23 protein-coding genes are annotated in these 24,982 nt (G+C 68.2%); 14 read left to right on the forward strand and 9 right to left on the reverse strand.

Annotated features, from left to right (window positions below; all coding sequences use genetic code 11):
* Positions 1-94 precede the first annotated feature (94 nt).
* On the reverse strand, positions 95-1,990 hold the full coding sequence (locus ACX80K_RS17795) for an adenylyl cyclase (protein ID WP_459273243.1): 1,896 nt from the start codon (positions 1,988-1,990) through the stop codon (positions 95-97).
* A 218-nt stretch (positions 1,991-2,208) separates the two neighbouring features.
* Here ACX80K_RS17795 and ACX80K_RS17800 point away from each other — a divergent pair, with 218 nt between their 5' ends.
* A complete protein-coding gene (locus ACX80K_RS17800) occupies positions 2,209-2,523 on the forward strand; it encodes a DUF6457 domain-containing protein (protein WP_459273244.1) in 315 nt (104 codons plus the stop codon).
* A 10-nt stretch (positions 2,524-2,533) separates the two neighbouring features.
* On the opposite strand, the gene ACX80K_RS17805 is transcribed toward ACX80K_RS17800, so the two are convergent.
* Complete coding sequence (locus tag ACX80K_RS17805; protein WP_459273245.1) at positions 2,534-3,793, reverse strand: MFS transporter; 1,260 nt, start codon at positions 3,791-3,793, stop codon at positions 2,534-2,536.
* Between the two features lie 125 nt (positions 3,794-3,918).
* Positions 3,919-6,339: an FdhF/YdeP family oxidoreductase gene (locus ACX80K_RS17810; protein WP_459273246.1), complete on the reverse strand. Its 2,421-nt coding sequence runs from the start codon at positions 6,337-6,339 to the stop codon at positions 3,919-3,921.
* Positions 6,340-6,585: 246 nt separating this feature from the next.
* Between ACX80K_RS17810 and ACX80K_RS17815 the strand changes: the two genes are divergently transcribed.
* The 10 genes from ACX80K_RS17815 to ACX80K_RS17860 all read left to right on the forward strand — a co-directional run bounded on the left by ACX80K_RS17815 (position 6,586) and on the right by ACX80K_RS17860 (position 16,145).
* Entirely contained in the window at positions 6,586-7,152 is a 567-nt protein-coding gene (locus ACX80K_RS17815; RefSeq protein ID WP_459273247.1) for a MarR family winged helix-turn-helix transcriptional regulator, read from the forward strand.
* On the forward strand, positions 7,152-9,026 hold the full coding sequence (locus ACX80K_RS17820; protein WP_459273248.1) for an MDR family MFS transporter: 1,875 nt from the start codon (positions 7,152-7,154) through the stop codon (positions 9,024-9,026). Before ACX80K_RS17815 ends, ACX80K_RS17820 begins: the two co-directional genes overlap by 1 nt.
* Positions 9,027-9,193: 167 nt before the next feature.
* Complete coding sequence (locus ACX80K_RS17825) at positions 9,194-9,928, forward strand: glutamine amidotransferase (protein ID WP_459273249.1); 735 nt, start codon at positions 9,194-9,196, stop codon at positions 9,926-9,928.
* Between the two features lie 218 nt (positions 9,929-10,146).
* Positions 10,147-10,530: a hypothetical protein gene (locus ACX80K_RS17830; protein ID WP_459273250.1), complete on the forward strand. Its 384-nt coding sequence runs from the start codon at positions 10,147-10,149 to the stop codon at positions 10,528-10,530.
* 125 nt (positions 10,531-10,655) lie between these two features.
* Positions 10,656-11,870, forward strand: a complete 1,215-nt coding sequence (locus ACX80K_RS17835; RefSeq protein ID WP_459273265.1) for an NAD(P)/FAD-dependent oxidoreductase — start codon at positions 10,656-10,658, stop codon at positions 11,868-11,870.
* A gap of 122 nt (positions 11,871-11,992) precedes the next feature.
* Positions 11,993-13,225 carry a glycerophosphodiester phosphodiesterase family protein gene (locus tag ACX80K_RS17840; RefSeq protein ID WP_459273251.1) on the forward strand — a complete coding sequence of 411 codons (1,233 nt, stop codon included), beginning with the start codon at positions 11,993-11,995 and terminating at the stop codon, positions 13,223-13,225.
* 141 nt (positions 13,226-13,366) lie between these two features.
* Positions 13,367-13,711 carry an ArsR/SmtB family transcription factor gene (locus tag ACX80K_RS17845; RefSeq protein ID WP_459273252.1) on the forward strand — a complete coding sequence of 115 codons (345 nt, stop codon included), beginning with the start codon at positions 13,367-13,369 and terminating at the stop codon, positions 13,709-13,711.
* Positions 13,708-14,196: an SRPBCC family protein gene (locus ACX80K_RS17850; protein ID WP_459273253.1), complete on the forward strand. Its 489-nt coding sequence runs from the start codon at positions 13,708-13,710 to the stop codon at positions 14,194-14,196. Before ACX80K_RS17845 ends, ACX80K_RS17850 begins: the two co-directional genes overlap by 4 nt.
* A gap of 108 nt (positions 14,197-14,304) precedes the next feature.
* Entirely contained in the window at positions 14,305-15,306 is a 1,002-nt protein-coding gene (locus tag ACX80K_RS17855; protein ID WP_459273254.1) for an acetamidase/formamidase family protein, read from the forward strand.
* Positions 15,307-15,383: 77 nt separating this feature from the next.
* Entirely contained in the window at positions 15,384-16,145 is a 762-nt protein-coding gene (locus tag ACX80K_RS17860; protein ID WP_459273255.1) for an SDR family NAD(P)-dependent oxidoreductase, read from the forward strand.
* Between the two features lie 93 nt (positions 16,146-16,238).
* On the opposite strand, the gene ACX80K_RS17865 is transcribed toward ACX80K_RS17860, so the two are convergent.
* The gene (locus ACX80K_RS17865) at positions 16,239-17,072 is read right to left on the reverse strand and encodes an alpha/beta fold hydrolase (protein ID WP_459273256.1); all 834 of its coding nucleotides are present in this window, start codon (positions 17,070-17,072) and stop codon (positions 16,239-16,241) included.
* A 96-nt stretch (positions 17,073-17,168) separates the two neighbouring features.
* Between ACX80K_RS17865 and ACX80K_RS17870 the strand changes: the two genes are divergently transcribed.
* Complete coding sequence (locus tag ACX80K_RS17870) at positions 17,169-17,747, forward strand: TetR/AcrR family transcriptional regulator (RefSeq protein ID WP_459273257.1); 579 nt, start codon at positions 17,169-17,171, stop codon at positions 17,745-17,747.
* Here the strand turns inward: ACX80K_RS17870 and ACX80K_RS17875 are convergent.
* Positions 17,744-18,046 (reverse strand): GNAT family N-acetyltransferase, encoded by a 303-nt coding sequence (locus ACX80K_RS17875; RefSeq protein ID WP_459273258.1) that lies wholly within the window; start codon positions 18,044-18,046, stop codon positions 17,744-17,746. The genes ACX80K_RS17870 and ACX80K_RS17875 overlap by 4 nt on opposite strands.
* Before the next feature lie 317 nt (positions 18,047-18,363).
* Positions 18,364-18,732 (reverse strand): SpoIIAA family protein, encoded by a 369-nt coding sequence (locus tag ACX80K_RS17880; RefSeq protein WP_459273259.1) that lies wholly within the window; start codon positions 18,730-18,732, stop codon positions 18,364-18,366.
* A gap of 136 nt (positions 18,733-18,868) precedes the next feature.
* Between ACX80K_RS17880 and ACX80K_RS17885 the strand changes: the two genes are divergently transcribed.
* Both ACX80K_RS17885 and ACX80K_RS17890 read left to right on the forward strand, forming a co-directional pair.
* Complete coding sequence (locus tag ACX80K_RS17885; RefSeq protein WP_459273260.1) at positions 18,869-19,627, forward strand: SDR family NAD(P)-dependent oxidoreductase; 759 nt, start codon at positions 18,869-18,871, stop codon at positions 19,625-19,627.
* Positions 19,628-19,936: 309 nt separating this feature from the next.
* Positions 19,937-20,596 (forward strand): SDR family oxidoreductase, encoded by a 660-nt coding sequence (locus tag ACX80K_RS17890; RefSeq protein ID WP_459273261.1) that lies wholly within the window; start codon positions 19,937-19,939, stop codon positions 20,594-20,596.
* 282 nt (positions 20,597-20,878) lie between these two features.
* Here ACX80K_RS17890 and ACX80K_RS17895 read toward each other — a convergent pair whose 3' ends face one another.
* The 3 genes from ACX80K_RS17895 to ACX80K_RS17905 all read right to left on the reverse strand — a co-directional run bounded on the left by ACX80K_RS17895 (position 20,879) and on the right by ACX80K_RS17905 (position 24,547).
* Positions 20,879-22,762: an HNH endonuclease signature motif containing protein gene (locus ACX80K_RS17895; protein WP_459273262.1), complete on the reverse strand. Its 1,884-nt coding sequence runs from the start codon at positions 22,760-22,762 to the stop codon at positions 20,879-20,881.
* A gap of 132 nt (positions 22,763-22,894) precedes the next feature.
* A complete protein-coding gene (locus tag ACX80K_RS17900) occupies positions 22,895-23,440 on the reverse strand; it encodes a heme-degrading domain-containing protein (protein ID WP_459273263.1) in 546 nt (181 codons plus the stop codon).
* 96 nt (positions 23,441-23,536) lie between these two features.
* Positions 23,537-24,547, reverse strand: coding sequence for a matrixin family metalloprotease (locus tag ACX80K_RS17905; RefSeq protein WP_459273264.1), 1,011 nt, complete (start codon positions 24,545-24,547; stop codon positions 23,537-23,539).
* Positions 24,548-24,982: the final 435 nt, after the last annotated feature.

The following is a 24,982-nucleotide window of genomic DNA, read 5'->3' on the forward strand; positions in this document are numbered from 1 at the left end:
GGGAAAGGGGGTCTGGGGGCCGCAAGCCACGGGGGGGCCCCGCACCCCCCCCCCTCCCCCGCCTGTATTCGTGCCGCTTCCTTTACGTGAATCCCTACGGGTACCGCTCCACATAGCTCGGCGTGCCGGTGTTCGCGTTGCTGACCGGCGCACCGGTGTCGTTCACCACGTGGTCGATCGTGCCGGCCCCGAGGTTCACGGTCAGGAGGTGGTTCAGGACCACGCCCGGGGTGTCGGGCACCTCGAAGCCGCGGGATGCGTGGATGCTCGGGTCCACGTTCGTGAAGATGTACGAGCCGCCGCCCCACAGCGTGTGGTTCCTGACGTCGTCGGCCACCTTGTAACCGGCCCAGCCGAGGACGCCGTCGTGCTGCCAGGCGGCCTGGTTCGGCGGGTCGTAGGGGAGCTCGTTCTGGAAGAACACGGTGCGCCCGTTTTCCCCGTTCCAGATGACGTTGTACTCCTGGTAGTGCTCCACGAAGAGGCCGGTGGCGGTGACGTCGTCGCCGTTGATGATCACGCCGTTGCGGCCGGTGCTGACGTCCCAGCCGAAGGCGCCCTCGTTGCCGTGGTCCGCGCGCCATACCCAGGTGTGGTCGATCAGCACGTTGTCGCTGTTGACCTCGAGGCTGACATCGGCCCTGCCCACGTGCGGGCCGCCGATGCGGAAGTAGACGTCGCTGAGCGTCGTCGGGTTCGCCGCATCGTCGTGCCTGGCGCCGTTGTTGCCGTTCTTCGTGCCGACCTGCAGGAGGACGGGGGAGTTGACGGTGCCGCCGTCGATCGTGACGCCGGCGATGACGACGCCGGGCACATCGGCGACGCGCATCGGCGTCGCGCCGTTCACGGCGGTCAGCGTGGCGTGGCCGAGACCGAGGACCACGGTGTCCGCGCGCTTGACCGCGATGGTCTGCGCGATGTCGTAGACGCCGGGGGTGAGGATGAGGTGCTTGCCGCGGGCGAGGGCGTTGTTGATGGCCTGCACGGAGTCACCGGGCTTCGCGACGAAGAAGTCGGACAACGGGATGGTGCGTCCGGCGGTCAGGCCGTCGCCCCACGAGGTGCCGCGGGAGTCCTGCTGGGCAGCGGGCACGCGGACGCTGTAGGCGCCGGAGGAGTCGGCGAACAGGTAGGGCTTCTCCCGGCTGACCGGGGTCCGGTCGAGGGTCGTGTACGGGGGCGTGGGGAAGCCCTCGTCCGACGGCGCGCCTTCTGTCCCCGAGAAGACGGCATTCCAGACGCCGTTGGACCAGCTGCCGATCTCGCTGTTGCGGGTCAGCCACTGCTGCTGCGACCCGTTGATGATGTCCCCGGCCCTCGAATCGGCAAGGTAGCCGCCGCTGGCGAACTGGGGTCCGGCGGTGCAGTAGTCCATGAGGGAGAGCGTGCCGCCGGTGACGTCCACACGGCGGAGCGATACGGCCTGCGAGACGGCCCAGAAGTTCGCCGTGGCCCGGCAGCCGTCCTGACCCGCGCCGTTGACCTCGAGGGTGAGGTTGGAGAGCGTCCTCCAGAAGTTGTTGAGCGCGATGCAGTTGCTCGTCCCGTTGCCGTCGAGGCACCGGTTGTACACCTCGATCTTGCCGTTGATGACGACGTCGGACGGGGAGGCGCCGAGGCCCGCGACCTCCGTGTAGTAGCCCACCTTGAACTGCAGGGGCTCGGCGTCGGTGCCGTAGGTGCCCGGCAGGAACAGGAGGGCCGCGCGTCCGGTGCCCATCTCGTTGTCGATCTGGCGGGCGTTGACGGCGTCGACCGTCGCCTGGATCTCGCTCACGGGCATGCTCGGATCGAAGACCGTGACGTTCGGGCCGAGGTCGGTGGTGGACACCGGGGGTGCCTTTTTCGTCGAGACCGGGGTGGTGCCCGCCGGATCGAGGGGTGGAGCTGCGAGGGCCGCGGCTCCCGTGCCGGTGGCCAGGAGCACTACCGCTCCGAGGGCTGCTGCGAGCCGGACGCGTCCGGTCCTGGCCGGGTGGGGGATGGTCATGCTGAACGGTTCCTCTCCGTCGAGGTGGTCCTGCCGAAGCGGCCGGTGAATCGTGTCACCCTGCCGGAAGGAATTACATCCTCGCGGGGATGCGAAGTCAAGGAAGGCCGGAATCCTGCTGCTCCTCCTTGAAGCACCGGGGCGGCGGTGATAGAGCTTGGGGAGCGCTGCCGACGAATGCCGGCAGCCGCGGACTGCACCCGACGCGAGGAGACACCATGGCAACGCCCGACGACGAAGAGCGCACCCTCAGCGACTGGAGCCGTACCCTGACCCAGGCCCTCCAGATCCTCGACCTCGAGGTGGACCATCCCCGGGTCGTGGAACTGGCCGAACGCTCCGCGCACCTCGTGGGACCTCATGCCGGTGTCATCAGCGCCTTCCTCGTCGGTTACGCCGCCGGCTCCGTCACCACGAAGAACCGCGACGAGACGGGCGCCGCGGTGGAGAAGGCCGTGAAGACGGTGACGACGGTCATCGAGAAGGACGAGGAGACGCAGGAACAGAAGGGCTGGACGGGCTCGGCCCAATAGCCGTCGGGGCTCAGGCCGGGACGGCGGTGGGGGTGCGCCGGGACAGGCGCGCGAGCGTCCAGCTCAGGACGACGCCCACCATGAGGGCCGCGGCCAGGCCGAGGCCCGAGTAGCCTAGGAGGACGAGGGCCGGGCCCGCGAGGGCGCCGCCGAGTGCGCCGGCGAGGTTCATGACCAGGTCGGACGACCCCTGGACCGGTGCACGCTCGGCGACGTCCACGGCTCCCGCGAGGAGGGCCGACGCGGACACGATGCACGCCGACCAGCCCAGCCCGAGCAGGATCAGGCTCACCGTCACCCCCGCCTCCGATCCCGACGCCTGCCACGCCGTCAGCAGCGCCGCGAGCAGCAGCACCTGACCGAGGAGGATCCCCTGGATCTTCTCCGCACGGTCCGCGATCCAGCCGAACACGGGGGACAGCGCGTACATCCCGGCCACGTGCAGGCTGATGGTCAGTCCGACCACGGACAGCCCGGCACCGTGATCGTGCAGGTGGACGGGCGTCATGGACATGACGGACACCATCGCGGCATGACCGGCCGCGATGGCCACGACGGCGAACCGGGCGACGGGATTGCGGGCGAGGATGGCGAGGCCACGCCGCTTCATCGGAGCAGGTGCATCTGCCGGACGGTTCGCGGCGTCGCGGCTCAGGGCCGTCAGGAGCGGATCGGGACGAAGCCCCAGCGAGTAGACGAGTGCGGCAGCGGCCTGTGCACCGGCGGTGAAGACGAAACCTCCGCTGAGTGGGGGGATGCCGAGGACCCCGGCCACGAGCTGGCCCGGCTCGAAGAGGTTCGGGCCGAGCACGGCGCCGATGGTGGTGGACCAGACGACGACGGAGAGGCTGCGTCCGCGCGTCGCCTCCGTGGCGAGGTCGGTCGCGGCGAAACGTGCCCGCAGTCCCGTCGCCGCTCCGGCGCCGAGGAGGACCAGTGCCACGAGCAGTAGCGGGAAGAAGGCGAGCGAGGCGGCCGTGATAGCCAGGAGGGCGCCGATGCAGGCGACGACGGCGCCTGCGGCGAGGGAGATCCGTCGCCCCCTGCGCTGGGCGAGCGTGGCGAGGGGGACTGCCGCGGCTGCGGCTCCGAGGGTGGCCATCGTCGCGGCCATGCCGGACCAGGCGCTCGAGCCCGACGTCTCGGCCGCCAGCAGCGCGCCGAGGGACAGGGTGGCACCCGCGCCCAAGCCGCCCAGGATCTGCGCGACCACCAGGATCCGGATGACGCGACGCTGCTGGTCCTGTTGCTGGTCCTGTTGCTGATCCATGTCGCCCCCGGGTCGCCGTGACCGCAGCAGTCTACGGCGCTTCGAGGCCGGCCGTCCTGTCAGAAGGGCTCGAGAGCTTGATCCGACCGTGCCCCTTCGGACTCGGTCGGATCAAGCATCAGGCATCAGGCACTCGAGGCCGCGGCCTCCTTCGCCGGGGTCTTCTCCGTCCTGGCGTCGGGAAAACCGTCTGCCTCCGCCTCGGGTACGGGCGCCGTCGCTGCGGAGTAGTGCTCCGTCGGCGCGGTGTGGGTGCTCGGCTCGAACCGCACGATGATCTGCTTCGACGTCGGCGTGTTGCTGCCCTGTGCCACCTCGTCGAGGGGGACGAGGACGTTCGCCTCCGGGTAGTACGAGGCGGCGCAGCCGCGTGCCGTCGGGTACGACACGACGCGGTAGGCGCGCAGCACTCGCTGGATGCCGTCGTCGTACACGCCGTGGATGTCCACGTTCTGCCCGTCCGTCAGGCCCAGTTCGGCGATGTCCTCCGGATTGATGAACACCACGTGGCGGCCCTTCTTGATGCCGCGGTACCTGTCGTTGTGGCTGTAGATCGTGGTGTTCCACTGGTCGTGGGCGCGCAGCGACTGCAGGATCAGCGTGCCCTCGGGGCGCTCGAGGTACTCGAGGTCGTTGACCGTGAGGACGGCCTTGCCCGTCGGTGTGTTGAACGTCCGCGAATCCCGCGGCCCGTTCGGCATGACGAACCCGCCGTCCAGGCGGATCCTCCGGTTGTAGTCCTGGCAACCCTCGACGACGCGCGAGATGTGGTCGCGGATGAGGTCGTAGTCCTTCTCGAAGCCCTCCCAGTCGGCGTCGAGCCTGCCGTCCAGGGTGGCGCGGGCGAGGCGGCTGATGATGGCAGGTTCGGACAGGAGGTTGTCGGAGACCGGTTCCACACTGCCGCGCGAGGCGTGGACCGCGCAGACGGTGTCCTCGACCGAGACGAACTGCTCACCCGTGGCCTGGCGGTCGATCTCGGTGCGGCCCTTGCAGGGGAGGATCAGCGCCTCCTTGCCGGTGATGAGGTGCGACCGGTTGAGCTTGATGGAGATCTGCACCGTCATGTCGGTCTTCTGGAATGCCTCCTCGGCGACCTGCGTGTCCGAGATGGCCGAGACGAGGTTGCCGCCGAGGGCGACGTACGCCTTGACCTGTCCGTCCCGCATGCGCCTGATCGCCTCGACGGCGTCCGCTCCGTGCTCGCGGGGCGGCTCGAAGGAGAACTCCTTGCCGAGGGCGTCCATGAACGTGGCGGGCATCTGCTCCCAGATGCCCATGGTGCGGTCGCCCTGGACGTTGCTGTGGCCGCGGATGGGGGAGGCACCTGCCCCGGGCTTGCCGATGTTGCCGCGCAGCAGGAGGAGGTTGATCATCTCCTTGATCGTGGCCACGCCCTTCTTCTGCTGCGTGATGCCCATGGCCCAGGTGATGATGACCTTGTCGGCCGCGAGGTAGCGGTCGGCCAGCTCGTCGATCTCCTCCGAGCGGAGCCCCGTGGCCTCGAGGACGGTGGCCTCGTCGAGCGTGAGGAGGTAGTCCCGCAGTTCGTCGAGGCCTTCGCAGTGCTCCTCGAGGAATGCGTGGTCCAGGACCGTCCCGGGGTTCTTCGCCTCGGCCTCGAACACGCGCTTGGACACGGCCTGCAGCAGTGCCATGTCACCGCCGAGCCGGACCTGGAGGAACTGGTCGGCGATCTCCGTGCCCTTGCCCGCGACGCCACGGACCGTCTGCGGGTTCTTGTACCGCTTGAGGGCCGCCTCGGGGAGCGGATTGACGGCGACGATCTGGCCGCCCCTGAGCTTGCAGTTCTCGAGTTCGGTGAGCATGCGCGGGTGGTTCGTGCCCGGGTTCTGGCCCATGACGATGATCAGGTCGGCGTTCTCGTAGTCCTCGAACGTCACCGTCGCCTTGCCGATCCCGATGGTCTGGCCCATGGCCCAGCCGGAGGACTCGTGGCACATGTTGGAGCAGTCGGGCAGGTTGTTGGTACCGAAGCCGCGCGCGAAGAGCTGGTAGAGGAACGCCGCCTCGTTGGAGGTGCGGCCGCTGGTGTAGAAGGCGGCCTCGTCGGGGGAGTCGAGGCTCTTCAGCTTGTTGCCGACGATCTCGAAGGCCTCGTCCCAGCTGATGGGCCGGTAGTGGTCCTCGCCGGCGGGCTTGTAGACGGGCTCGACGAGACGGCCCTGCATACCCAGCCAGAACTCGGACCGCGACCGCAGTTCGGTGAGGGAGTTCTCGGCCCAGAACTCCGGGGAGATGACCACCGGCGCAGCTTCCCAGGTGACGGCCTTGGCGCCGTTCTCGCAGAACTCGAAGGTCTTGCGCTTGGCGGGGTCCGGCCAGGCACAGCTGGGGCAGTCGAAGCCGTCCTTGTGGTTCATCTTGAGGACGGTCTTCAGCGTGCGTTCCAGGCCCATGTGCTCGATGGCGGGCTTCATGGAGTAGTAGACGCCCGGCAGGCCCGCCGCATAATCCTTGGGATGGTCCGCGACCTCGATGTTCTTCTCGTCCGGCTCGATTACTCGGGGTTCCTTGCGCGTCATTGCGAACGTCCTTCTCCGCGGCCCGGGATGGGGCGCTCCTCGACTGGTGATTCTACTGCCCTCGTGTATCAGGCCTAACAGGGTGCCGACCGTGACCGCAAGCTTCCGCGGGAGATTCGACGTCCGCTTGACGTCGTGGGGCCTCTGGCCGGGGCAGACCTCGGGTTCTTTTATTTAGTTGACCTAACGAAACGGACGGCGTACTGTTACTTAGAGCAACGAAGTAAACGAGATCAGGAGTCCCCCTTGTCGGTAGCGCAGCACACGGCAGCGGAGCTGGTGCACCACATCTTCGACCTGCAGCGTGCCCTCCGCGGAGTCACCGCCGCCGGGATGAAGTACTCCGAGCTGGGCCCCGCGCACACCGGCGTTCTCTTCTTCGTGGGGGAGGGCGGCCCGCTGCGTGCATCGGCCCTCGCCGGGCGGCTCGGGATCGGGCCGTCGGCACTCAGCCGGCAGCTCGCCGACCTCGAGCAGTACGGCTTCCTGGTGCGGACCGCTGATCCGCTCGACGGGCGGGCATGCCTGCTCTCGCTCTCGGCGGAGGGGCAGAAGTACCTCGCCGAGACCTACGAGCGCAGGGCCGAGACGCTGCGCGAGATCCTGTCCGACTGGACGGAGGGGGAGGCCGAGGCCGCCTCGCTGACCGTGCAGCACCTCACGGCGGCCCTCCGTTCCGCCACCCACCCGGGCGGGGTCGCACAGACCGGACCCGCAGAGCCCGCCAGGGCGTCACGCACCACCGCACACCGCACGGGCAACGACGGCCGTCACCTGAACCGCACGACCGAGATCATGAAGGAAGAACGCTGATGGCCATCCATTCCACCCGGGCGAGGACCGCCGAGGCCCCTGCGCAGCACCCGGCTGCCGCCTCCTCCGGGGCCGGCGAGCCCATGAACCACAAGCAGATCCTGCAGGCACTCACGGGTCTGCTCGCAGGCCTGTTCACGGCGATCCTGAGCAGCACCATCGTCGCCAATGCCCTGCCGACGATCATGAGCGACCTCAACGGTTCCCAGACGGACTTCGCCTGGGTCATCACGGCCGCGCTGCTCGCCAATGCCGCGACCACCCCCATCTGGGGGAAGTTCGCCGACCTGTTCGACAAGAAGATCCTCGTGCAGGCCAGCATCGTCATCTTCGTGGCGGGTTCGGTCCTGGCAGGGTTCGCCCAGACCATCCCGCTGCTCCTCACGGCGCGCGTCATCCAGGGTGTCGCCATGGGTGGCCTCACCGCCCTGGCGCAGGCCATCATCGGCACCATCATCGCGCCGCGTGAGCGTGGCCGGTACTCCGGCTACATGGGTGGTGTCATGGCCGTCGCGACCGCGGGCGGACCGCTCCTCGGTGGCTTCATCGTGGATTCCCCGCTCGGCTGGCGCTGGACGTTCTTCGTCTGCGTGCCGCTCGCGATCATCGCCCTCGTGCTCCTGCAGGTCACGCTGAAGCTCCCTGACACACGCCGCAAGGCGCGGATCGACTGGCTCGGCTCCATCCTCCTGACCGCCGGTGTCAGCCTGCTCCTCATCTGGGTCTCGTTCGCCGGCAAGGAGGGCTACTACGAGTGGTTCTCCCGCGAATCGGCCCTGATGGTCGGCAGCAGCGTCATCCTGCTCGCACTGCTCCTCGTGGTCGAGACGAAGGTCGCAGAGCCCATCATCCCGCTCAAGATCATCTCCGAGCGCACCACGGCCCTGGCCATCGTCGCCTCGATCGTCGTCGGTATCGCCCTGTTCGCCAGCTCGAGCTACCTCGGCCAGTACTACCAGGTGGCCCGAGGCGCCACGCCGACCGAGGCGGGCCTGCTGACCCTCCCCATGATCGCCGGCAACCTGCTGGGATCCATCGGCGCCGGGCAGCTCGTCACCAAGTACGGCAAGTGGAAGCGCTACCTCGTCGCAGGTGCCCTGTTCCTCATCGTGGGCCTCGGCCTCGCGGGCACCATCGACCACGTGACGGAACTCTGGCTCGTCGGCAGCTACACTTTCGTCTTCGGCCTGGGCCTCGGCCTCATGCTGCAGAACCTCGTGCTCGCCGTCCAGAACACCGTGGCGGTCAAGGACATCGGATCGGCCAGCGCATCGGTGGCGTTCTTCCGCTCCATGGGTGGTGCCGCAGGTGTCGCCGTCCTGGGAGCCATCCTCGGAACGCAGGTCGAGACCAAGACCACCGAGGGCCTCGCTGCCGCCGGGATCCCCACGACCGGTGGAGCGGCGGGCGGTTCGCTCGACCTCGTCGACCTCCCCGCACCGATCGCCGACATCGTGCGCGCCGCCTACGGCGACAGCACGGCCATGATCTTCCTGATCACGGCGGTCATCGCGGTCATCGGCCTCGTCTGCGTGCTGTTCATCAAGGAGAGCCCGCTGCGCCGCACGGTCGACTTCGCCCAGGCGGCCCCCGCCGGTCCTGCGGCGTCGATGTCACCCGCAGCCACGGGCGCGGAACCGGCAGTAGCAGGCGCAGGGCCTGCTGCGGGAAACGAGGCGGGTGTCGAGGCACGAGCGGGGCACGACGGCGGGCGGCGGACGACCGAGCAGTCCGACGTCGTCACGCTGCAACCGTCCCGCGGCAGGCATAGTGCGGGCCCGGTCGCCATCTCGAAGGCCGACGTGGATCGCGTCGCGCAGGAGCTGTCCGAGCTGGACGCCGAACTGTCCGACCGCGCGGACGCCAACCGCTGAGAGCCGAGTACATCGGACAGGCCACCGGGAGCTCCCGGTGGCCTGTCGGCGTTCCGGCTCCTGCGTCGCTCGGGTGGGCTGTGGCCCGACGGCTCCTGCGTCCCGGGAGGTGGGCAGGTACGGTGCGACGGCGGTGCCGTGGACCTGGAGGCCAGTAGCATCGGAGGGTGAAACCGTTCCTCCTGCTGGGTACCCGTGCCGAGAACTACGCGGCCGACGCCGAATACCGCAGCTTCCTGCGCTACGGCGGCCTCGCCGACGGCGAGCTGCAGCGCATCCGGGTGGAGGCCGAGCCCCTGCCCGAGCTGGACCTGGCCGACTATTCCGGCATCTTCCTCGGCGGGAGCCCCTTCAACTCCTCGGATCCGGAGCAGTCCAAGAGCGAGATCCAGGTGTGCGTGGAGCGCGAACTCGGCCTGCTGCTGGACCGTGTGGTCGCGGAGGACTACCCGTTCCTCGGTGCCTGCTACGGCGTCGGCACCCTCGGGCGACACCAGGGTGCGGTCATCGACGGCACGTATGCCGAGCCGGTCGGGGCCATCGAGGTCACGCTGACCGGGGACGGTCTCGCGGACCCGTTGCTCGCAGGCCTGCCGTCGTCGTTCGCGGCCTATGTGGGACACAAGGAGGCGTGTGCCACGCTGCCGGGGTCCGCGGTGCTGCTGGCGTCGTCGGCCACGTGTCCCGTGCAGATGTTCAGGGTGGGACGGAACGTGTACGCCACGCAGTTCCACCCGGAGCTCGACGTCGAGGCGCTCGTGGGGCGCATCAGCACCTACCGCCATGCCGGGTACTTCCCGCCCGACGAGGCCGACGAGTACATCGGGCGGGCACGGGCCACGGTCGTCGACCAGCCCGAGCTCATCCTCCGCGCCTTCGTCACGCGGTACGCGCGGGACTGAGGATCGAGCTGCCAGGGCTCGGCGCGGACGCTGCGGACGCGGCTCGGCGACCGAGTCGGCCCGGCACCGGTCCGGCACCGGTCCGGCACCAGACCTGCCGCGCCCGGTCCTGCCGCTCACCCGAGCCGTCGCAAGCCCGTGTCTGCGCTGATCCTGCCGCAAACCTGAGGGTCGTCCGGCGCACCCGCATCCTACGATCGGGGTGTGGGGGATCAACGATGACGACGACCGCAGGTCGCGCGCGAGAGCTGCGGCGGGAGCAGGCGATGCAGGCGGCCGACCGCGCCGAGGAGCTGCGTGCCGAACTGACGCGGGCACGCATCGAACTCGAGTTCTTCGAACGCGGGCCGGGACCGGACCTGCGGTCTCCCGCACCGGCAGCGCCCCGCGGGTCCATCCGCAGGAGCCGGCGGGGCGGCGAACCGACGCGCGGTGTCGCCGTCGGGCTCTGGTTCGTGGCGTTCTACCTGCTACTGGTCGCCCTCGCCCACGGAACGCCTGCGCCCACCGCCTCGACGGCCTCTCCCGCCTCCGCGACCTCCATCACCCTCCCTCTCTACCAGCCCGCGTCGGTCGCCGGGGCCGACGACGCCGGTTCGTAGCTCCCTGTCCTGCGTCGGTGCCGGGCGGTACTGTCGGAGGACAGGCGGCGCAGGGCGACACGGAAGAGGTAGCTGTCATCGGTTCCAGCACGAGCACCAGACCGGCGGCCCGCACGGTACCCGTCATCCCTGCTCCGGGCGAGAAGCGTCACCACCAGGTGCTCATCATCGGTGGCGGCAATGCAGGGGTCTCCCTCGCAGGACGACTCCGCCGCTACCGGATCAAGGACGTCGCGGTCATCGAGCCGCGCACGCGCCACCTGTACCAGCCCCTGTTCTCGCACATCGCCGGAGGAACGGCCGACGCCCTCGAGGCCGTGCGGCTCCAGTCAGCGGTGATGCCCAAGGGCGTCACCTGGATCCAGGACAAGGCGACGGACGTCAGCACGGACTCCAGGACGGTGCTGCTCGAGTCCGGCTCCGCCGTCACCTTCGACCAGCTCGTCGTCTGCCCCGGCATCCAGAACGACTGGACATCCATCCCGGGCCTGAAGGACGCGATGGAAGGGCCGCACGGCGCATCGAACTACGAGTACGAGCTCGCACCGAAGGCCTGGAAGCTCTTCAAGGACCTGACACACGGCACCGTGGTGTTCACGCAGCCGCCCGGGCCGGCGTCCTGCGACGGCGCGGCCCAGAAACCCATGTACCTCGCCTGCGACCACTGGCGGCGCCAGGGCGTGCTCGACGACATCCGCGTGGTCCTCGCCGTGTCGACGCCCACCATCTTCGGCATGGAGATCATCGACGAGGAACTGGGCCGGAAGATCGAGGAGTACGGGATCGAGGTCCGGTACAGCACGGAGCTCGCCTCCGTCGACCCCGAGGCCCGCACCGTACTTCTCAGGAACAGCGACACCGGTGCATCGGAGACCCTCGCGTACGACGTCCTCCACGCGGTCCCGCCGCAGTCGGCGCCCGAATGGCTGAAGAGCACGGACCTGCCGGCGGCCGGGAACAGGGGAGGTTTTGTCGAAGTGGACCCCGTGATCCTGCAGCACACGCGGTTCCCGGCCATCTGGTCCCTCGGTGACGCGGCGTCGACCCTCAACTCGAAGTCGGGTGCGGCCTTGCGGATGCAGACGAAGGTCCTCGCGAAGAACCTCAAGGCCGTGCTGAAGGGGAAGAAGCCGACCGCGGAGTACAACCACTACTCGGCGTGCCCCTTCGTGGTCAGCCGGAACACCGTGGTGTTCTCCGAGTTCGACGACAAGTACTCTCCCATGCCCACGGTCCCGGGCTGGGACAACCTGGCACGCGAACGGAGGCTGACGTACCTCCTCGAGCGGATCGTCCTGCCCAAGGTCTACTGGAACCTGATCCTGAAGGGCCGCGCCTGACGCGTCGGCACCCCGGTACCTTCACCGGCAGTTCATCCGCCGTTGACGAGCGGGTCGGGTGGAGAGAGTTGGATCGATGCGGGCGCCACGCGCTCCCATCCTCCAGCCGAAGGGATCCACCCATGACCCGTGCCGCCCGTTCCATCCGATCGGCAGCCGCCGCCGCCGTCGGACTCTCGCTCCTCGCCGTTCCTGCCCCGACCATGGCGCAGACCGCCGAGGACCGCGACGCCGCGAAGCGCCCCACGGCCGGACCGATCCTCGTGGGGCATCGTGGTGCCGGCGGTACGGCGCCCGAGAACACCGTCGCAGCCTTCAGGGACGGCCGCGCATCCGGCGCCGACTTCATCGAGATCGACGTACAGCTCAGCGCCGACGGCGTCCCGTTCCTCTTCCACGACGACACCCCCGCACGCACCACCAACGTGGAGGACGTCTTCCCGGGCCGCGCCGCCGATCCCGTCACGTCCTTCACCTGGGCGGAACTGCAGCAGCTCGATGCGGGCTCGTACTTCGACGAGCGCTTCGTCGCCGAGAGGATCCCGCACCTCGACGACGCCGCCTCCGTCGCGACCCGCAGCACCGGCGTGTACATCGAGGTCAAGTCGCCCTGGAACTCACCCGGCATCGAGGAGGTCGTGGCGAGCGAACTGCGCACCGACCCCACCTGGCGGAAGCTCGTAGAGGCCAGCAAGGTGCAGGTGATCGGCTTCGACGAGGCCTCCAACCGCAGGTTCGCCGCGCTGGCTCCGGACGTCCAGCTGCAGCAGCTCACCTGGATGCTCCCCGGTCCCGAGGTGCTGGCCGAATGGTCCACCTACGTGGATTCGGTGGGGGCGAACTACCGCGGCCTGACCGCGGAGGAGGTCGCACGCGTCAAGGACGCCGGGCTCGCCATGAGCGTCTATACCGTGAACTCGCCGGAGGACGTGCGGGCGGTCACGGACCTCGGCGTCGACGCCGTCACCACCGACTTCCCGATCCAGAACGGCCGCTACCTCCGCGGACTCCCGGTCTTCCCGGGAGCGGCCCTCGAGATCAGTGGAGCGGTGAACAACCCGGCGGGCGACGACGTCCGTCCGGGTGCCGGCGAGTACGTCACGCTGCGGAACGCCTCGGGCTCCGTGGTGGACGTCAGCGGCTACTTCCTCCGCGATGCCGCGAACAACATCCTCCGGGTGGGGGAGGGCTACGTCCTGCAGCCGGGTGCCGAACTGCGCGTCCACACGGGTCCGGGCACCAGCTCGTCCTCCGCCTACTTCAACGGCCTGGCCGCGTCCGTGCTGAACAACACCGGCGACTCCCTCGGACTGTGGACGCCTGACCTGCGCCTCGTGGACGTCTACGCGAACTGACTGGCGACCGGCCACCAACCGGAGGGGGACGGCGGTACCAGGACGGTGCCGCCGTCGTCGTCCGGGCCCCCTTGTCATGGCGGGGGAGCAGGTCTAGACTCGGATGATCAACCAGTTAGTTGATCAACGAGGAGGTGGATCATGCGGGACGACGATCTCGATGCCGCCTTCTCGGCGCTCGCCGATCCGGCACGCAGAGCCATCGTCGCGCGGCTGTCGCACAGCTCCGCCACCGTGAACGAACTGGCGGAACCCTTTCCCATCACCAAGCAGGCCGTCTCCCGACACATCCAGGTGCTCGAGCAGGCCGGCCTGATCACGCGTACGCGGGACGGGCAGCGCCGTCCCTGCCACCTCGATCCGGCTGCCCTCGAGGCACTGACCGGCTGGATCGACACCTACCGCCTCGAAGCCGAGCGGCAGTACCGCCGGCTCGACGGCGTCCTCGCAACTCTGAAGGACCAGCACAGCAAGGATCTGTCATGAGCAATCCCACCACCATCACAGCGGAACCCGGCCAGCAGTTCGTGGACATCGTGCGCGAGTTCGATGCTCCCCGCGAGCTGGTCTTCCGAGCCTTCACCGAGCCGGACCTCGTCCGCCAGTGGCTCGGCCCGCACCGCATCACCACGGAGATCGGTGAGTTCTCGGCCGTCACCGGCGGTGCCTACTCCTACATCCACCGCGACGACGACGGCGGTGCCTACGGCTTCCGCGGGGTCTTCCACACCGTCGTCGCGCCCGAGCGGATCATCCAGACGTTCGAGTTCGACGGCGCACCCCACCACGTCAGCCTCGAGAGCATGACCTTCGAGGACCTCGGTGGCGGCCGAACGAGGTGTTCAGGGCGGTCGGTGTTCCTCACCGGCGAGACGCGTGACGCCATGATCAGCAGCGGCATGGAGACCGGCGTGAACGAGGGGTACGAGCGCCTCGATTCCGTCCTCTCCTCGCTCTCCGTCGCGAGCTGACACCTGCTGTGCCGGCAGTACCGGTGGCGCCTGGAGGTGCAGTTCAAGCGCATGCCGGGGCGGTCCCGGACCCTTGTCCGGTCCGGGACCGCCCCGTAGCATCCGGTCATGGAGATCATCGAGTACCACCCGCGACGTGACCAGCTCGTGTACACCTTCGGCGGCAGTGCACCCGTGCTGACCGTCCAGCCCGGTACGGCGCTCAAGCTCTGGTCCGAGGATGCCTTCAACAACGCGCTCACCTCGGTCGACGACGTCTCCGGCGAGAAGGTGGACCTCAACTTCGTCAATCCCCAGACCGGCCCGTTCTACGTGGACGGTGCCGAGCCCGGCGATACCCTCGCGCTCCACGTCGTCGACCTCACGCCGGCACGGTCCTACGGGGCGTCGGCCACCATCCCCTTCTTCGGCGGACTCACCAGCACCGACCGCACGGCGATGCTGCAGGAGCCGCTGCCGGACATCACCTGGATCTACCACGTCGATACCGAGCGGCGGACGGTCGGGTTCCAGTCGAGGCTCGGCGATTTCGAGGTCGCACTGCCGCTCGAGCCCATGCTCGGTACCGTCGGCGTCGCGCCGCCGGGCGGCGAGGTCCGCTCGTCACTCGTGCCCGAACGGTTCGGCGGAAACATGGACGCACCGGACGTGAAGCCGGGCACCACCGTGTATCTCGGCGTGAACGTGGAGGGCGCACTGTTCTCCATCGGTGACGGCCACTACCGCCAGGGTGAGGGCGAGGCCTGTGGCACCGCCGTCGAGGGTGCCATGCACTCGACGATCATCGTGGAACTCATCAAGGGTGGCGCTCCCGCCTGGCCGCGACTGGAGACGGACTACCACTGGATGGCCGTCGGCTCCTCGCGCCCCATGGAGGATTCGTGGCGCATCGGTCAGCTGGAGATGATCCGCTGGTTCGGCGACCTCTTCGGGCTGCACCAGCTCGATGCCTATCAGCTCCTCACGCAGACCGCGCTCGCGCCCATCGCGAATGCCGTCGACGCCAACTACAGCGTGGTGGTGAAGGCGCCCAAGGCTCTGTTCCCCGCCACCGACGCCTATGGCGGACTGCACGCGCACCTCCGGCGGCAGGCCGCCGAGCTCCGCTGAGCCCCGGCGTGCCGTCAGGACCGCCTCCCGCCTGCCACTCCTGACTCCGCGTTTCCACCCTCGACCGAAGGACAGCCATGGACCTGCACCTCACCGGAGCAACAGCACTCGTCACCGGCGGCACGAAGGGCATCGGTCGTGCGATCGTCGAATCCTTCGCGCAGGAGGGCGCCCACGTGGCGTTCTGTGCGCGTTCCGCCGACGACGTCGCCGCCACCGAGGCCGACCTCACCGGATCGCCCGGCCGCGTCAAAGGATACGTGCTCGACGTCGGGGACGGGCCCGCGGTTGCCGCCTGGATCGGGGCAGTGGCCGCCGACTTCGGCGGGATCGACGCCGTCGTGAGCAACGTGAGCGCGCTCGCGATCGCAGACACCGCGGAGAACTGGGAGGCGAGCCTGCGCGTCGACCTCCTGGGGACGGTGGGTCTGGTCAAGGCGGCGCTGCCGTACCTCGAGCGCAGTTCGATCCCGTCGATCACCGCGATCTCGAGCGTGTCGGGCCGGGAGGTCGACTTCGCGTCGGGCCCGTACGGCACCGTGAAGACGGCGCTCATCGGCTACATGGCGGGGCTGGCGTTCCAGCTCGCAGGGCAGGGCATCCGTGCGAACACCGTCTCGCCCGGCAACACCTACCACGCGGGCGGGGTGTGGGAGGGCATCGAGCAGGGGAACCCGGAGCTTTTCGCCACGGCGATGGGGCTGAATCCGACGGGCCGGATGGGTACGCCGCAGGAGGTGGCGGATGCCGTCGTGTTCCTCGCGAGCCCCCGGTCGAGCCGCACCACCGGCGCCAACATCCTGATCGATGGTGCCCTCACCCGAGGTATCCAGGTGTAGGAGCTCTCGTCGTCGAGCACGACGAAGGGCGCCGGACATCCGGCGCCCTTCGCGTGCTGCTGAACCCGACGTCGGTTATCCGCCGAAGGTCGGCTACTTGGCGAGGAAGCGGAGCAGGATCTCGTTGACCTCGGCGCCGTGGGTCCACAGCAGGCCGTGCGGAGCGCCCTCGATCTCGACGTACTCGGCGGAGGGCAGGCGCTTGGTGAACTCACGCCCGGTCGAGTCGATCGGCAGGATGCGGTCCTCGGTACCGTGGACGATGAGGGCCGGCACCGTCACCTTCTCGACGTCGGAGCGGAAGTCGGTCAGCCAGGAGTCGACGACGGCGAACGACGCGTACCAGGACGAACCGGCGGCGACGTTCCAGGCATTGCGCAGCGCTTCCTCGCTGAGCCGGTTGCCGAGGAATTCGTCGGTGTTGAAGAAATCCTTGTAGAAGTTGCCGAACCAGGCGTAGCGGTCCTCGATCGCGGCGCTGCGGATGCCGTCGAACACCGTCGACGGGACACCCGACGGGTTGTCGTCCGTCTGCAGCAGGAAGGGCTCGAGCGAACCGAGGAAGGCGGCCTTCGCGACGCGTGTCTCGCCGTAGGTGCCGATGTACCGGCCCACCTCGCCGGTGCCCATCGAGAAGCCGACGAGGACGACGTCGTTCAGATCGAGGGTCTCGAGGACGGTGTTCAGGTCGGCGGCGAAGGTGTCGTAGTCGTAGCCCGTGGTGGGCTTGCTGGACCGACCGAACCCGCGGCGGTCGTACGTGATGACGCGGTAGCCGGCGTTCAGGAGTGCGGCGGTCTGCTTCTCCCAGGAGCCGCCGTCGAGGGGATAGCCGTGGATCAGGACGACGGGCTGGCCTGCGCCGTGGTCCTCGTAGTAGAGCTGGATGTCCGTGCTGTTCTCGGTGCCTACCGTGATGAAAGCCATAGTGCTGATCCTTGTCTCGAGAGGGGAGAACGTTCGTTCTCGCTCGGTGCCCATATCGTATAGAACGATCGTTCTCTGATCAAGTAGAATGGACGGATGAATATTTCCGAGGCGCGCACCCGCATCGTCGCGACCGCCGACGAGCTGTACAACGCGCGGGGGATCCAGGCCGTGGGCATGGACGAGTTGCGTGCGGCGGCGGGTGTCTCGCTCAAGAAGCTGTACCAGGAGTTCCCTTCGAAGGGCAGCATCGTCATGGCGGTGCTGGAGCGGCGCCACTGCTCATGGGCGGAGGGACTGGAGGCGACAGTGCGCCAGGCTGCGGAACCCCGCGAGCGCCTCCTCGCGATCTTCGACTACCTCGCCACGTGGTTCGGCGAGGACTCCTTCCGTGGATGTGGCTTCATCAACAGCTTCGCCGAACTCGGAGCGGTGAGTCCCGACGTGGCCGAGTACGCGCGGGAGCACAAGGCGTCCTTCCAGGAGTACGTCTCGCGGCTGGCGGATGAAGCGGGTGCGCCGGCGTACCTCGCACCGCAGCTCTCGATCCTCGCGGAGGGTGCTCAGACGACGGCGGCGATCGCGGGGACCGCTGAAGCCGCCCGGCAGGCGCGGAGTGCTGCCGAAGTGCTGATCGACGCTGCTCTCGGCGTCAGGATCAGCAGGGCTGCCTAGCCCACCAGATCGTTGTACTCGGGGTGGTCCTCGATGAAGGCTGCGACGAACTCGCACCGAGGCACGACCATGAGGTGCTGTTCCCTCGCGTCGTCGAGTGCATGACGGATCAGGGTGCTTCCGATGCCGTGGCCCTCCATCTCGTCGTCCACGACCGTGTGGGTGAAGACGATCGTGTCACCGGAGCGTTCGTATGCGGCGATGCCGGCGGATTCGCCGTCGAGGGTGGCGACGTAACGGCTCTTGCCCTCGTTGTTGGTGACCTGGACGTCGCCGTTTGCGGTGTTTCCGGTGCTCATGATGCCACTGTGGCACCCGACGCCGAGGACGGTCAACGAGCCTTCGCGGACACTCGGCGCATGGTCGGTCGCGGTATCGTGCGGCGGAGGTTCGGTCCGGCGGTCACGGTCGGGCTATCGTGCGCCGGAGGTTCGGTCCGTCGGTCGGGTCGCGGTATCGTGCGCCGGAGGTTCGGTCACAGGATTGGATCGCGGAGGCCCATTTCTTCAGGGACCTCGAGCTGTCCCGCTCGAGTGCGCTGCGCTGCGCTGTGCTGCGTGGCGTTGCTGGCCGACACGTGCTCCACGGGCTGGAGCGTTCCGGGCCGTCGGTCGAGTTATTGTGCGGCGGCGCCCTGGTCGATCACGGCGCTCTCCCGGAGCCAGCTGAGTGCCTCGGGTTCCGACGTGAAGAAGCGCGTGGTGGTGGGGGAGCGATGCGAGAAGCCCGACATCACCTCGTCGACCGCATCAGCACCCACGAGTGCCACTCTCGAGAATCCTCGATAGGCGGCCATCCCCACGCGTGCTTCCGGCGTGATGCCGGTGATGCCGTGCATGTGGACCAGGAGCGGCAGGACGGCGGGACCGTGGAACTCTGCCAGGGCGCGGGCAGCGGCGACGGCGTCCGCATGGGTGATCTCGACGCCCCGGTTCCATCGCAGTCTGAGGATCCCCCTGTCGAGGTGCGCGCTGAACGAGTCCATCCGGGGTCCTTCACGGGTGAGGCATGGGCAAGGGGAATGGCTAGCAGCGTAGCAAGGACCTCCCCCGGGATCGTTTCCTTGTCCACAGGTGCCCATCTCCGGCGGTCCGCGGCGTGCAGGATGTAGCGTCTGATTCATGACATTGAGCATTCTGGTGACAGGAGCAAGTCGCGGGATCGGCGAGGCCATCGCCCGGGAACTCGCCGGCAGGGGACACCGCATCGCCGTGCATGCCGGTCGGGATGTGTCGGCAGCGAGAGCTGTCCGGGAGGGTCTTTCCGGTTCCGGGCACGCCGTCGTCGTCGGTGATGTGGGGGATCCGGAGGCGTGCCGGAGCATCGTAGACGGTGTCGTGCAGGACCTCGGGGGTATCGATGTGCTGGTGAACAATGCCGGGATCTTCGAGGCACACCCCATCGACGGCACCTCCTACGAGGACTGGCAGCAGGCATGGCGCCGGACGCTCGACGTGAACCTCCTGGGACCCGCGAACCTGGCTTGGCTGGTGGCGCGCCACCTCCTCGATCGGCCCACGGGGCCGGACGGCGGACGGCTGATCTCCGTCGGGTCACGCGGTGCGTACCGTGGTGAGCCGATCACTCCTGCGTACGGTGCCAGCAAGGCGGCCCTGCATGCCACGACGCAGTCCCTCGCCGTTGCGCTCGCCCCTCACGGCATCCTTGCGGCGGCGGTGGCGCCCGGTTTCGTGGAGACGGACATGGGCAGGACCGTTCTGGACGGTCCCGGTGGTGCTGCTGTCCGAGCGCAGAGTCCGTTCAACAGGGTTGCGACACCGGAGGAGATCGCTCTGGCCGTCGCCTGGCTCGCTACAGAAGCCCCGATCTGGGTCAGCGGTACGGTGGTCGACGCGAATGGAGCGTCCTATCTCCGGTAACCACTCGTATAGCTCGCGGCAGGGAGGGCTTGCTGTCCCTGTGGGACTGTGAGGTAGAGCCTTGCGCGCGAGCGACGGAATCCTGCTGCACAGGGAGGATCTGCAGCCACCGGCGATCCTGTCTCTGCTTGACGAGTCCTGCCGCGATGTAGTTCCACCGGACAGATAGTGTCGATGCTCGGGAATACGCCTGCGCCAGGGGCTGAACGTGGTGCTACCGGTGGCGAGCGCTCGTGTGGGAGGGCTAGCGTCGGAGGGACGGTGTCGGACGACCACGACTCGACCAGAAGACGACCACAAGGAGTTCTCATGTCACGCGTAGCCATCATCGGTGGGCACGGAAAAGTAGCGCTGCATCTCGCGAAGATCCTGAGCAGTCAGGGCCATCAGGTCGGTTCGATCTTCCGCAATCAGGACCACTCCGCAGACGTCGAGCAGACGGGTGCTACTCCTGTCGTGGCCGACGTATCCGAACTGTCGGTTGCACAGATGGCCGACGTCTTCAGTGGCCATGACGCCGTCGTATGGTCTGCCGGTTCGGGTGGCAGCAGCGTGGAGGCCACCTATGCGGTGGATCGGGATGCTGCGATCCGTTCGATCGATGCAGCGCAGGAAGCCTCGGTGGGCCGCTACGTCATGGTGTCCTACATCGGCTCTCGCAAGGACCATGGCGTCCCCGAGGACAGTGGGTTCTTCCACTACGCGGAAGCCAAAGCCGCAGCGGACGAGCACCTCCGCAACTCGAAGCTGGCCTGGACCATCCTCGGCCCTGGTTCGCTGACCACGGAGCCGGGTACCGGGAACATCGAGGTATCCGACGAGCCCCACCAGACCACGGTGACCCGCGAGGACGTGGCGCACGTCGCCGCGGTCGTCCTCGGCGAGCTCGGCACCGTGGACAGGACGATTCGGTTCAACAACGGTGATTCGCCGATCGCGGAGGCCATCGAGAGTTCCCTGGACAGCTGATCACCTATGACGGGGCGGCGCTTCTGCGGGAGGGCCGCCTTTGTCGTACGTCCCGATTCACGCTGTCTGTCCGTCCCCGTTCACACGTTTCACGATGTCCCACCTTCATCGGGCGAGACCCTCGGGGAGCCGCTGGTAGTAGCGCTCACCGCGTTCGCCGTCCCGGGATGTGCCGAGAGATCTGCAACTCGGAACAGGAGGTGGATCACAGTACTCCGCCCCCAACCTCTCAGGTGCGCTGCTCGTTCGCGACACCGACCAGGTTGGACAGAAGTCATGCTCTCAATCAACGCGTGCACGACCGCGCCCCCAACCCGGACCCGGACCCGGATCCGGACTCGAGCCAGGACCCGACTCGGGACCAGGACAAGGACCCGGGTCCGGGCCCCAACCAGGATGCGACTCGTCACCAGGACCAGGACCAGGACTTGGATCCTGGCCCCAACGAGAACCCCAACCCGAGCCCCAACCCGAACCAGAACCCCAACCCGAACCAGAACCCCAGCCCGAACCAGAACCAGAACCCCAACCCGAGCCCTTACCCGGGCTTGGGCCGGAACTCGGATCGGGCCGCGACCGGGAGTGCGCAAGTGCTTCGTCGACCACCGTTCCTGCCTGCCAGTAGGTGTTCCTGCGGGCTACACCCGCGCGCCCTGGTCTCCCGGGTGCGCGGAACCAGGGGATGCCTCCGCGTGCTTCGACCGTCCACAGATCCTGATGGATGAGGTGGTGATGTCGTGAGCAGAGCAGGACGCCGTTGTCGATGCTGGTCGAGCCACCGCGCGACCAGGGCCTCATGTGGTGGGCTTCGCACCAGCTGGCCGGGATGGAGCAGTCGGGGAAGGCACAGCCCTTGTCGCGAGCCACCAGTGCTCGCCGAAGATGTGGTGGAAAGAGTCGTTGGGCTCGTCCGACGTCGAGCACCTGACCTTTGCCGCCCAGTACCAGAGGGATGAGGTCGGCGTCGCAGGCCAGCCTCCGGATGTTCCTGGCGGTGATCTGCTCCGTGAAGACGGCGTTACCTGCTCGCTGCGTCTCGCCGAGCAGGTCCTTGTAGTCGATGGTCACCATGACCTGAGGGCGGTGACCGCCGGTAGCCGGAAGCTCAGCCGAGGCAAGGGCTATCTTGCAGGCGGAAACGAGGCCGTCGAGGAGACTCTGGGCTCTTGTCGCGGGATCGGGGTACGGGTCGAGGTGAGACCCTGGGACGGCCGACGAGCCTGCAACGGAGACCGATGGATTCCGCTCCTCGTCGCAGGCCGACGCGTCGGCTGCCCCGTCGGCTGCCCCGTCGGCTCCGCCACCAGTCGAATCAGCAGCATGTCCCGAGGACCCCCTCGGGTTGGCGGCAGAATTCATGACCGTCACCAGGTGCTCGAACTGCTCGTCGGTCGCCCCGATCTCCATCAGATGCAGTCCGTGGCGCCGACCCTTCAGGAACACGCCCTGCCGCGCTCGCAGCACCTTCTCCGTGGGCTCCTGCCCATCCTGATCGAGCACCGACTCCCACCGGCGCGCCAGCACCCGGAGGATGTCCTCGTCCGACTCGATCGCCTGCCTCGTCAGATGAAGCTCCATCGATTCACGCTGCTGCGGCGTCGCAACGGACTGCACCCGATCGAGAGCCTGCGCGACCACCGTGGCAGCCCTCCCGCTGATGACCCCTGCCCCGGCTGCCTCGCTCAGGGCCTCCAGCCGAGGCGGGACCGCGGCTCCCGACGGTGAGATGCTGGGAAGGACCACCTCGACAAGGCTCAGCCGCCGTCGTGCTTCTGCCCGACTGATCCCGAGGGTTCCTCTCAGGAAATCGGCACAGTCCCTGTAGCCGCTGTCCGCCCGAGCGCCGGACGCCGCTGCTGTCGCGGGAGGCGATGCGGTAGGTGAGGCTACATCCCACGTTGAACCTGCGCCGAGCACGGGAGGGCCCGTCTCCCCTCCGCCGTCGCCACCCGCATGCTGTTCACCCGCGAGAGCCGCAGCGATTATCTGCAGATGATCGACCATCCTCGAGGCCTGCTCGACCTGCAGGATGAACTGCATCGCATTCGGTGCTGACATGACGCCGTGCCGATCCGCGGCCTCTCGAGCAGACTCCGCGAGCAGGGCGATCGCCGAGTCCAGGGGACTCGGTGATCGCGGAAGGCGCTCGATCGGGACGGTAGCCATGCCCCAATTTTATCGAACGGACGTACTAATTCGGAGGCGAGAGGGCCAATGTGGAGCGGTAGTCGCAGCGGTTTGTCCACATACCCGGATGGTGTGGGCCCCACCTGGTGAAGAGCGGAAGACTCAGGAGAACTACAGGCCGTTGGCGGCGTGGAACGTCCGCAGAGCCTCGACGACGAGCCTGTGGTCCTCGAGCTGCGGTAGCCCGGAGACCGTCACGGTCGCCACGGGGCCGACGCCCCTGATGTAGAACGGGAAGGAGCCGCCATGGGCAGCGTGGGTCGAGGTGTCGAACATCGGGTTGTCCTCGATCCTGCCGCCATTGCGCCGCGCCCGCAGACCGACGAGCAGCGACGGCACAGAATAGCGTTGCGCCGTGCGGCTCTTCGCGTCGAGCCAGTGATCGTTGTCGGGGGTAGCACCTTCGAGCGCCGCCCGGAACAGGATGTGGTTCGGCTTGCAGATGCTGACGGCGATCGGCAGATTGCGTCCCACTCCCAGCTGGACGAGCAACTGTCCCAGGGCGACGGCGTCGTCGTTGGTGAATCGCGTGAACTGGAGCTCGGCGACCTCGCCCTCGATCTTGGCGATGAGCGCCTCGAGTGCTTCGGCAGGCTGGTCGCCGCCGCCGTCGGGGTCGAACGGACGGATCACTGTCGAACGGGCGTCATTGCTCATTGGATAAATCTACGCGGTGGAAGGCCGCTGCGGAATTTGAACCGGGGACCACGATCCAGGCATCTTGACAACCCTGTGGCCCTCCAATGTGCACGGTCAGAGCCCGGGCGCGCAGGGTCCCGCTCCGAGGAGCGCGAGACCGGCGAGGTCGCCCTCACCGAAGGAGGTCACGCCGAAGTTCTCGGGGTTCATCAGTTCGTCCGGGTCATCGATATGGTCCAGCCCGACGACGTGCGCGAGTTCGTGCATGATGACCGCCTTCAGGTAGGCGCGACCGTCGGGAAATCGCAGGGTGTCGACAGCGTCGGGTGCGTCGAGCTGCACCTGTCCGCCCTCGTATACGAGGGGTTGCCCCGGTGCCTGCGCGTAGTCGCTACCACCGAGCCCGGCGACGTCGCCGGCGAGTTCGGGGATCTCCGCGGCACTCGTCCATGTGATCAGCACCGGCACCCAGTTCTTGCCGTACAGCTCCGGCTGGTACAGGTCCCGCTCCTCGCTGGGCCCTTCCGTCGTCGTGCCGTCATCGACGAACTGCAGCCCCGTCGCCGCCGACACCTCGGCGACGGCCTCCTGCACCAGACCTTCCGAGCCGGCGGGTGCGTTGTCGGGCCGTATGACGTAGTGGAGGGGGCGGCAGGGATCGTAGGCGATCCACTCCTGATCCTCGACCGGCGACTCGAAGAGCCGGAATGCCGTCGACGCCGGAGCGGGCGGGGGAGTGCCGAGCGGCACCTCGCCGGCCTCGACGCCGGGCGGCGGCACGTCGGCGCCGGGCAGGTGAGGCAGGACGGCCGGCAGCACGAAGCGGTCGAACAGCGACGGCGTCGCGTACAGGAAGACGACGAGCCCGAGGACCGCGGCGGTCGTGAGGTGCAGCTTCAGTCGGCTCAGAAAGCGTCGCCGTGGACCGGTCCGGCGCCACCGAGACGTGGACGAGCCACGTCGCTCCGACGCGTTCGACGGCGCCGCACGCCAAGGGGACGGAGCGGACGGTCGGCGAGGGTCATCGTCGAGTGCCCAGAGAGGAACGCGGCCCGACGGCGACCGACGCACGCCCTCCGCCTTGTCGTTCCGCTCGTGGTTCCATTCGCGATCCTGTATCCCCATGCTCTCCGCTTCCCCCTACCGATGATCCTCGTCCATCCTGCTGCACGCTCCGCGGGCGCCGCTGCCGTTCGAGCCGTCCTTCGCCAATGCTGCGCGAAGGCTGCCAAGTCCGGATTGGACAATGGCGGTAGGCCCACCCGCGCACGACGGCGGCCCCGCCACCACCCGGAGGCGGCAGGCACACCCCGGAATGACGGCAGCCCTGGCGCCACGCGGCTGCAGCAGTCGGAGCAGGCACGCGGGACAGAAGGGGGTAGGTGAGGACAGCCGCAATGAGCACACCAGGGGGAGCGGCTTGTTCAGCGAGGGCCGACGGCGGCAGGCACGCCCGCGAACGATGCCGGCCCCGCCGTGGGGACCGAAGAGGGGGGGGGGGGAGGGGGGGGGGGGGGGGAAGGGGAGGGTGAAGCAAATGGCTCAGAGTTCGCGCCGGAA

The organism is Arthrobacter sorbitolis (assembly GCF_054510995.1).

What these genes read in the sequence shown, in the direction of transcription:
- ACX80K_RS17795 (WP_459273243.1), bottom strand. Translation starts at nt 1,990, where the DNA reads ATGACCATCCCCCACCCGGCCAGGACCGGACGCGTCCGGCTCGCAGCA.
- ACX80K_RS17800 (WP_459273244.1), top strand. Translation starts at nt 2,209, where the DNA reads ATGGCAACGCCCGACGACGAAGAGCGCACCCTCAGCGACTGGAGCCGT.
- ACX80K_RS17805 (WP_459273245.1), bottom strand. Translation starts at nt 3,793, where the DNA reads ATGGATCAGCAACAGGACCAGCAACAGGACCAGCAGCGTCGCGTCATC.
- ACX80K_RS17810 (WP_459273246.1), bottom strand. Translation starts at nt 6,339, where the DNA reads ATGACGCGCAAGGAACCCCGAGTAATCGAGCCGGACGAGAAGAACATC.
- ACX80K_RS17820 (WP_459273248.1), top strand. Translation starts at nt 7,152, where the DNA reads ATGGCCATCCATTCCACCCGGGCGAGGACCGCCGAGGCCCCTGCGCAG.
- ACX80K_RS17830 (WP_459273250.1), top strand. Translation starts at nt 10,147, where the DNA reads ATGACGACGACCGCAGGTCGCGCGCGAGAGCTGCGGCGGGAGCAGGCG.
- ACX80K_RS17840 (WP_459273251.1), top strand. Translation starts at nt 11,993, where the DNA reads ATGACCCGTGCCGCCCGTTCCATCCGATCGGCAGCCGCCGCCGCCGTC.
- ACX80K_RS17845 (WP_459273252.1), top strand. Translation starts at nt 13,367, where the DNA reads ATGCGGGACGACGATCTCGATGCCGCCTTCTCGGCGCTCGCCGATCCG.
- ACX80K_RS17850 (WP_459273253.1), top strand. Translation starts at nt 13,708, where the DNA reads ATGAGCAATCCCACCACCATCACAGCGGAACCCGGCCAGCAGTTCGTG.
- ACX80K_RS17855 (WP_459273254.1), top strand. Translation starts at nt 14,305, where the DNA reads ATGGAGATCATCGAGTACCACCCGCGACGTGACCAGCTCGTGTACACC.
- ACX80K_RS17860 (WP_459273255.1), top strand. Translation starts at nt 15,384, where the DNA reads ATGGACCTGCACCTCACCGGAGCAACAGCACTCGTCACCGGCGGCACG.
- ACX80K_RS17865 (WP_459273256.1), bottom strand. Translation starts at nt 17,072, where the DNA reads ATGGCTTTCATCACGGTAGGCACCGAGAACAGCACGGACATCCAGCTC.
- ACX80K_RS17870 (WP_459273257.1), top strand. Translation starts at nt 17,169, where the DNA reads ATGAATATTTCCGAGGCGCGCACCCGCATCGTCGCGACCGCCGACGAG.
- ACX80K_RS17875 (WP_459273258.1), bottom strand. Translation starts at nt 18,046, where the DNA reads ATGAGCACCGGAAACACCGCAAACGGCGACGTCCAGGTCACCAACAAC.
- ACX80K_RS17880 (WP_459273259.1), bottom strand. Translation starts at nt 18,732, where the DNA reads ATGGACTCGTTCAGCGCGCACCTCGACAGGGGGATCCTCAGACTGCGA.
- ACX80K_RS17885 (WP_459273260.1), top strand. Translation starts at nt 18,869, where the DNA reads ATGACATTGAGCATTCTGGTGACAGGAGCAAGTCGCGGGATCGGCGAG.
- ACX80K_RS17890 (WP_459273261.1), top strand. Translation starts at nt 19,937, where the DNA reads ATGTCACGCGTAGCCATCATCGGTGGGCACGGAAAAGTAGCGCTGCAT.
- ACX80K_RS17895 (WP_459273262.1), bottom strand. Translation starts at nt 22,762, where the DNA reads ATGGCTACCGTCCCGATCGAGCGCCTTCCGCGATCACCGAGTCCCCTG.
- ACX80K_RS17900 (WP_459273263.1), bottom strand. Translation starts at nt 23,440, where the DNA reads ATGAGCAATGACGCCCGTTCGACAGTGATCCGTCCGTTCGACCCCGAC.
- ACX80K_RS17905 (WP_459273264.1), bottom strand. Translation starts at nt 24,547, where the DNA reads ATGGGGATACAGGATCGCGAATGGAACCACGAGCGGAACGACAAGGCG.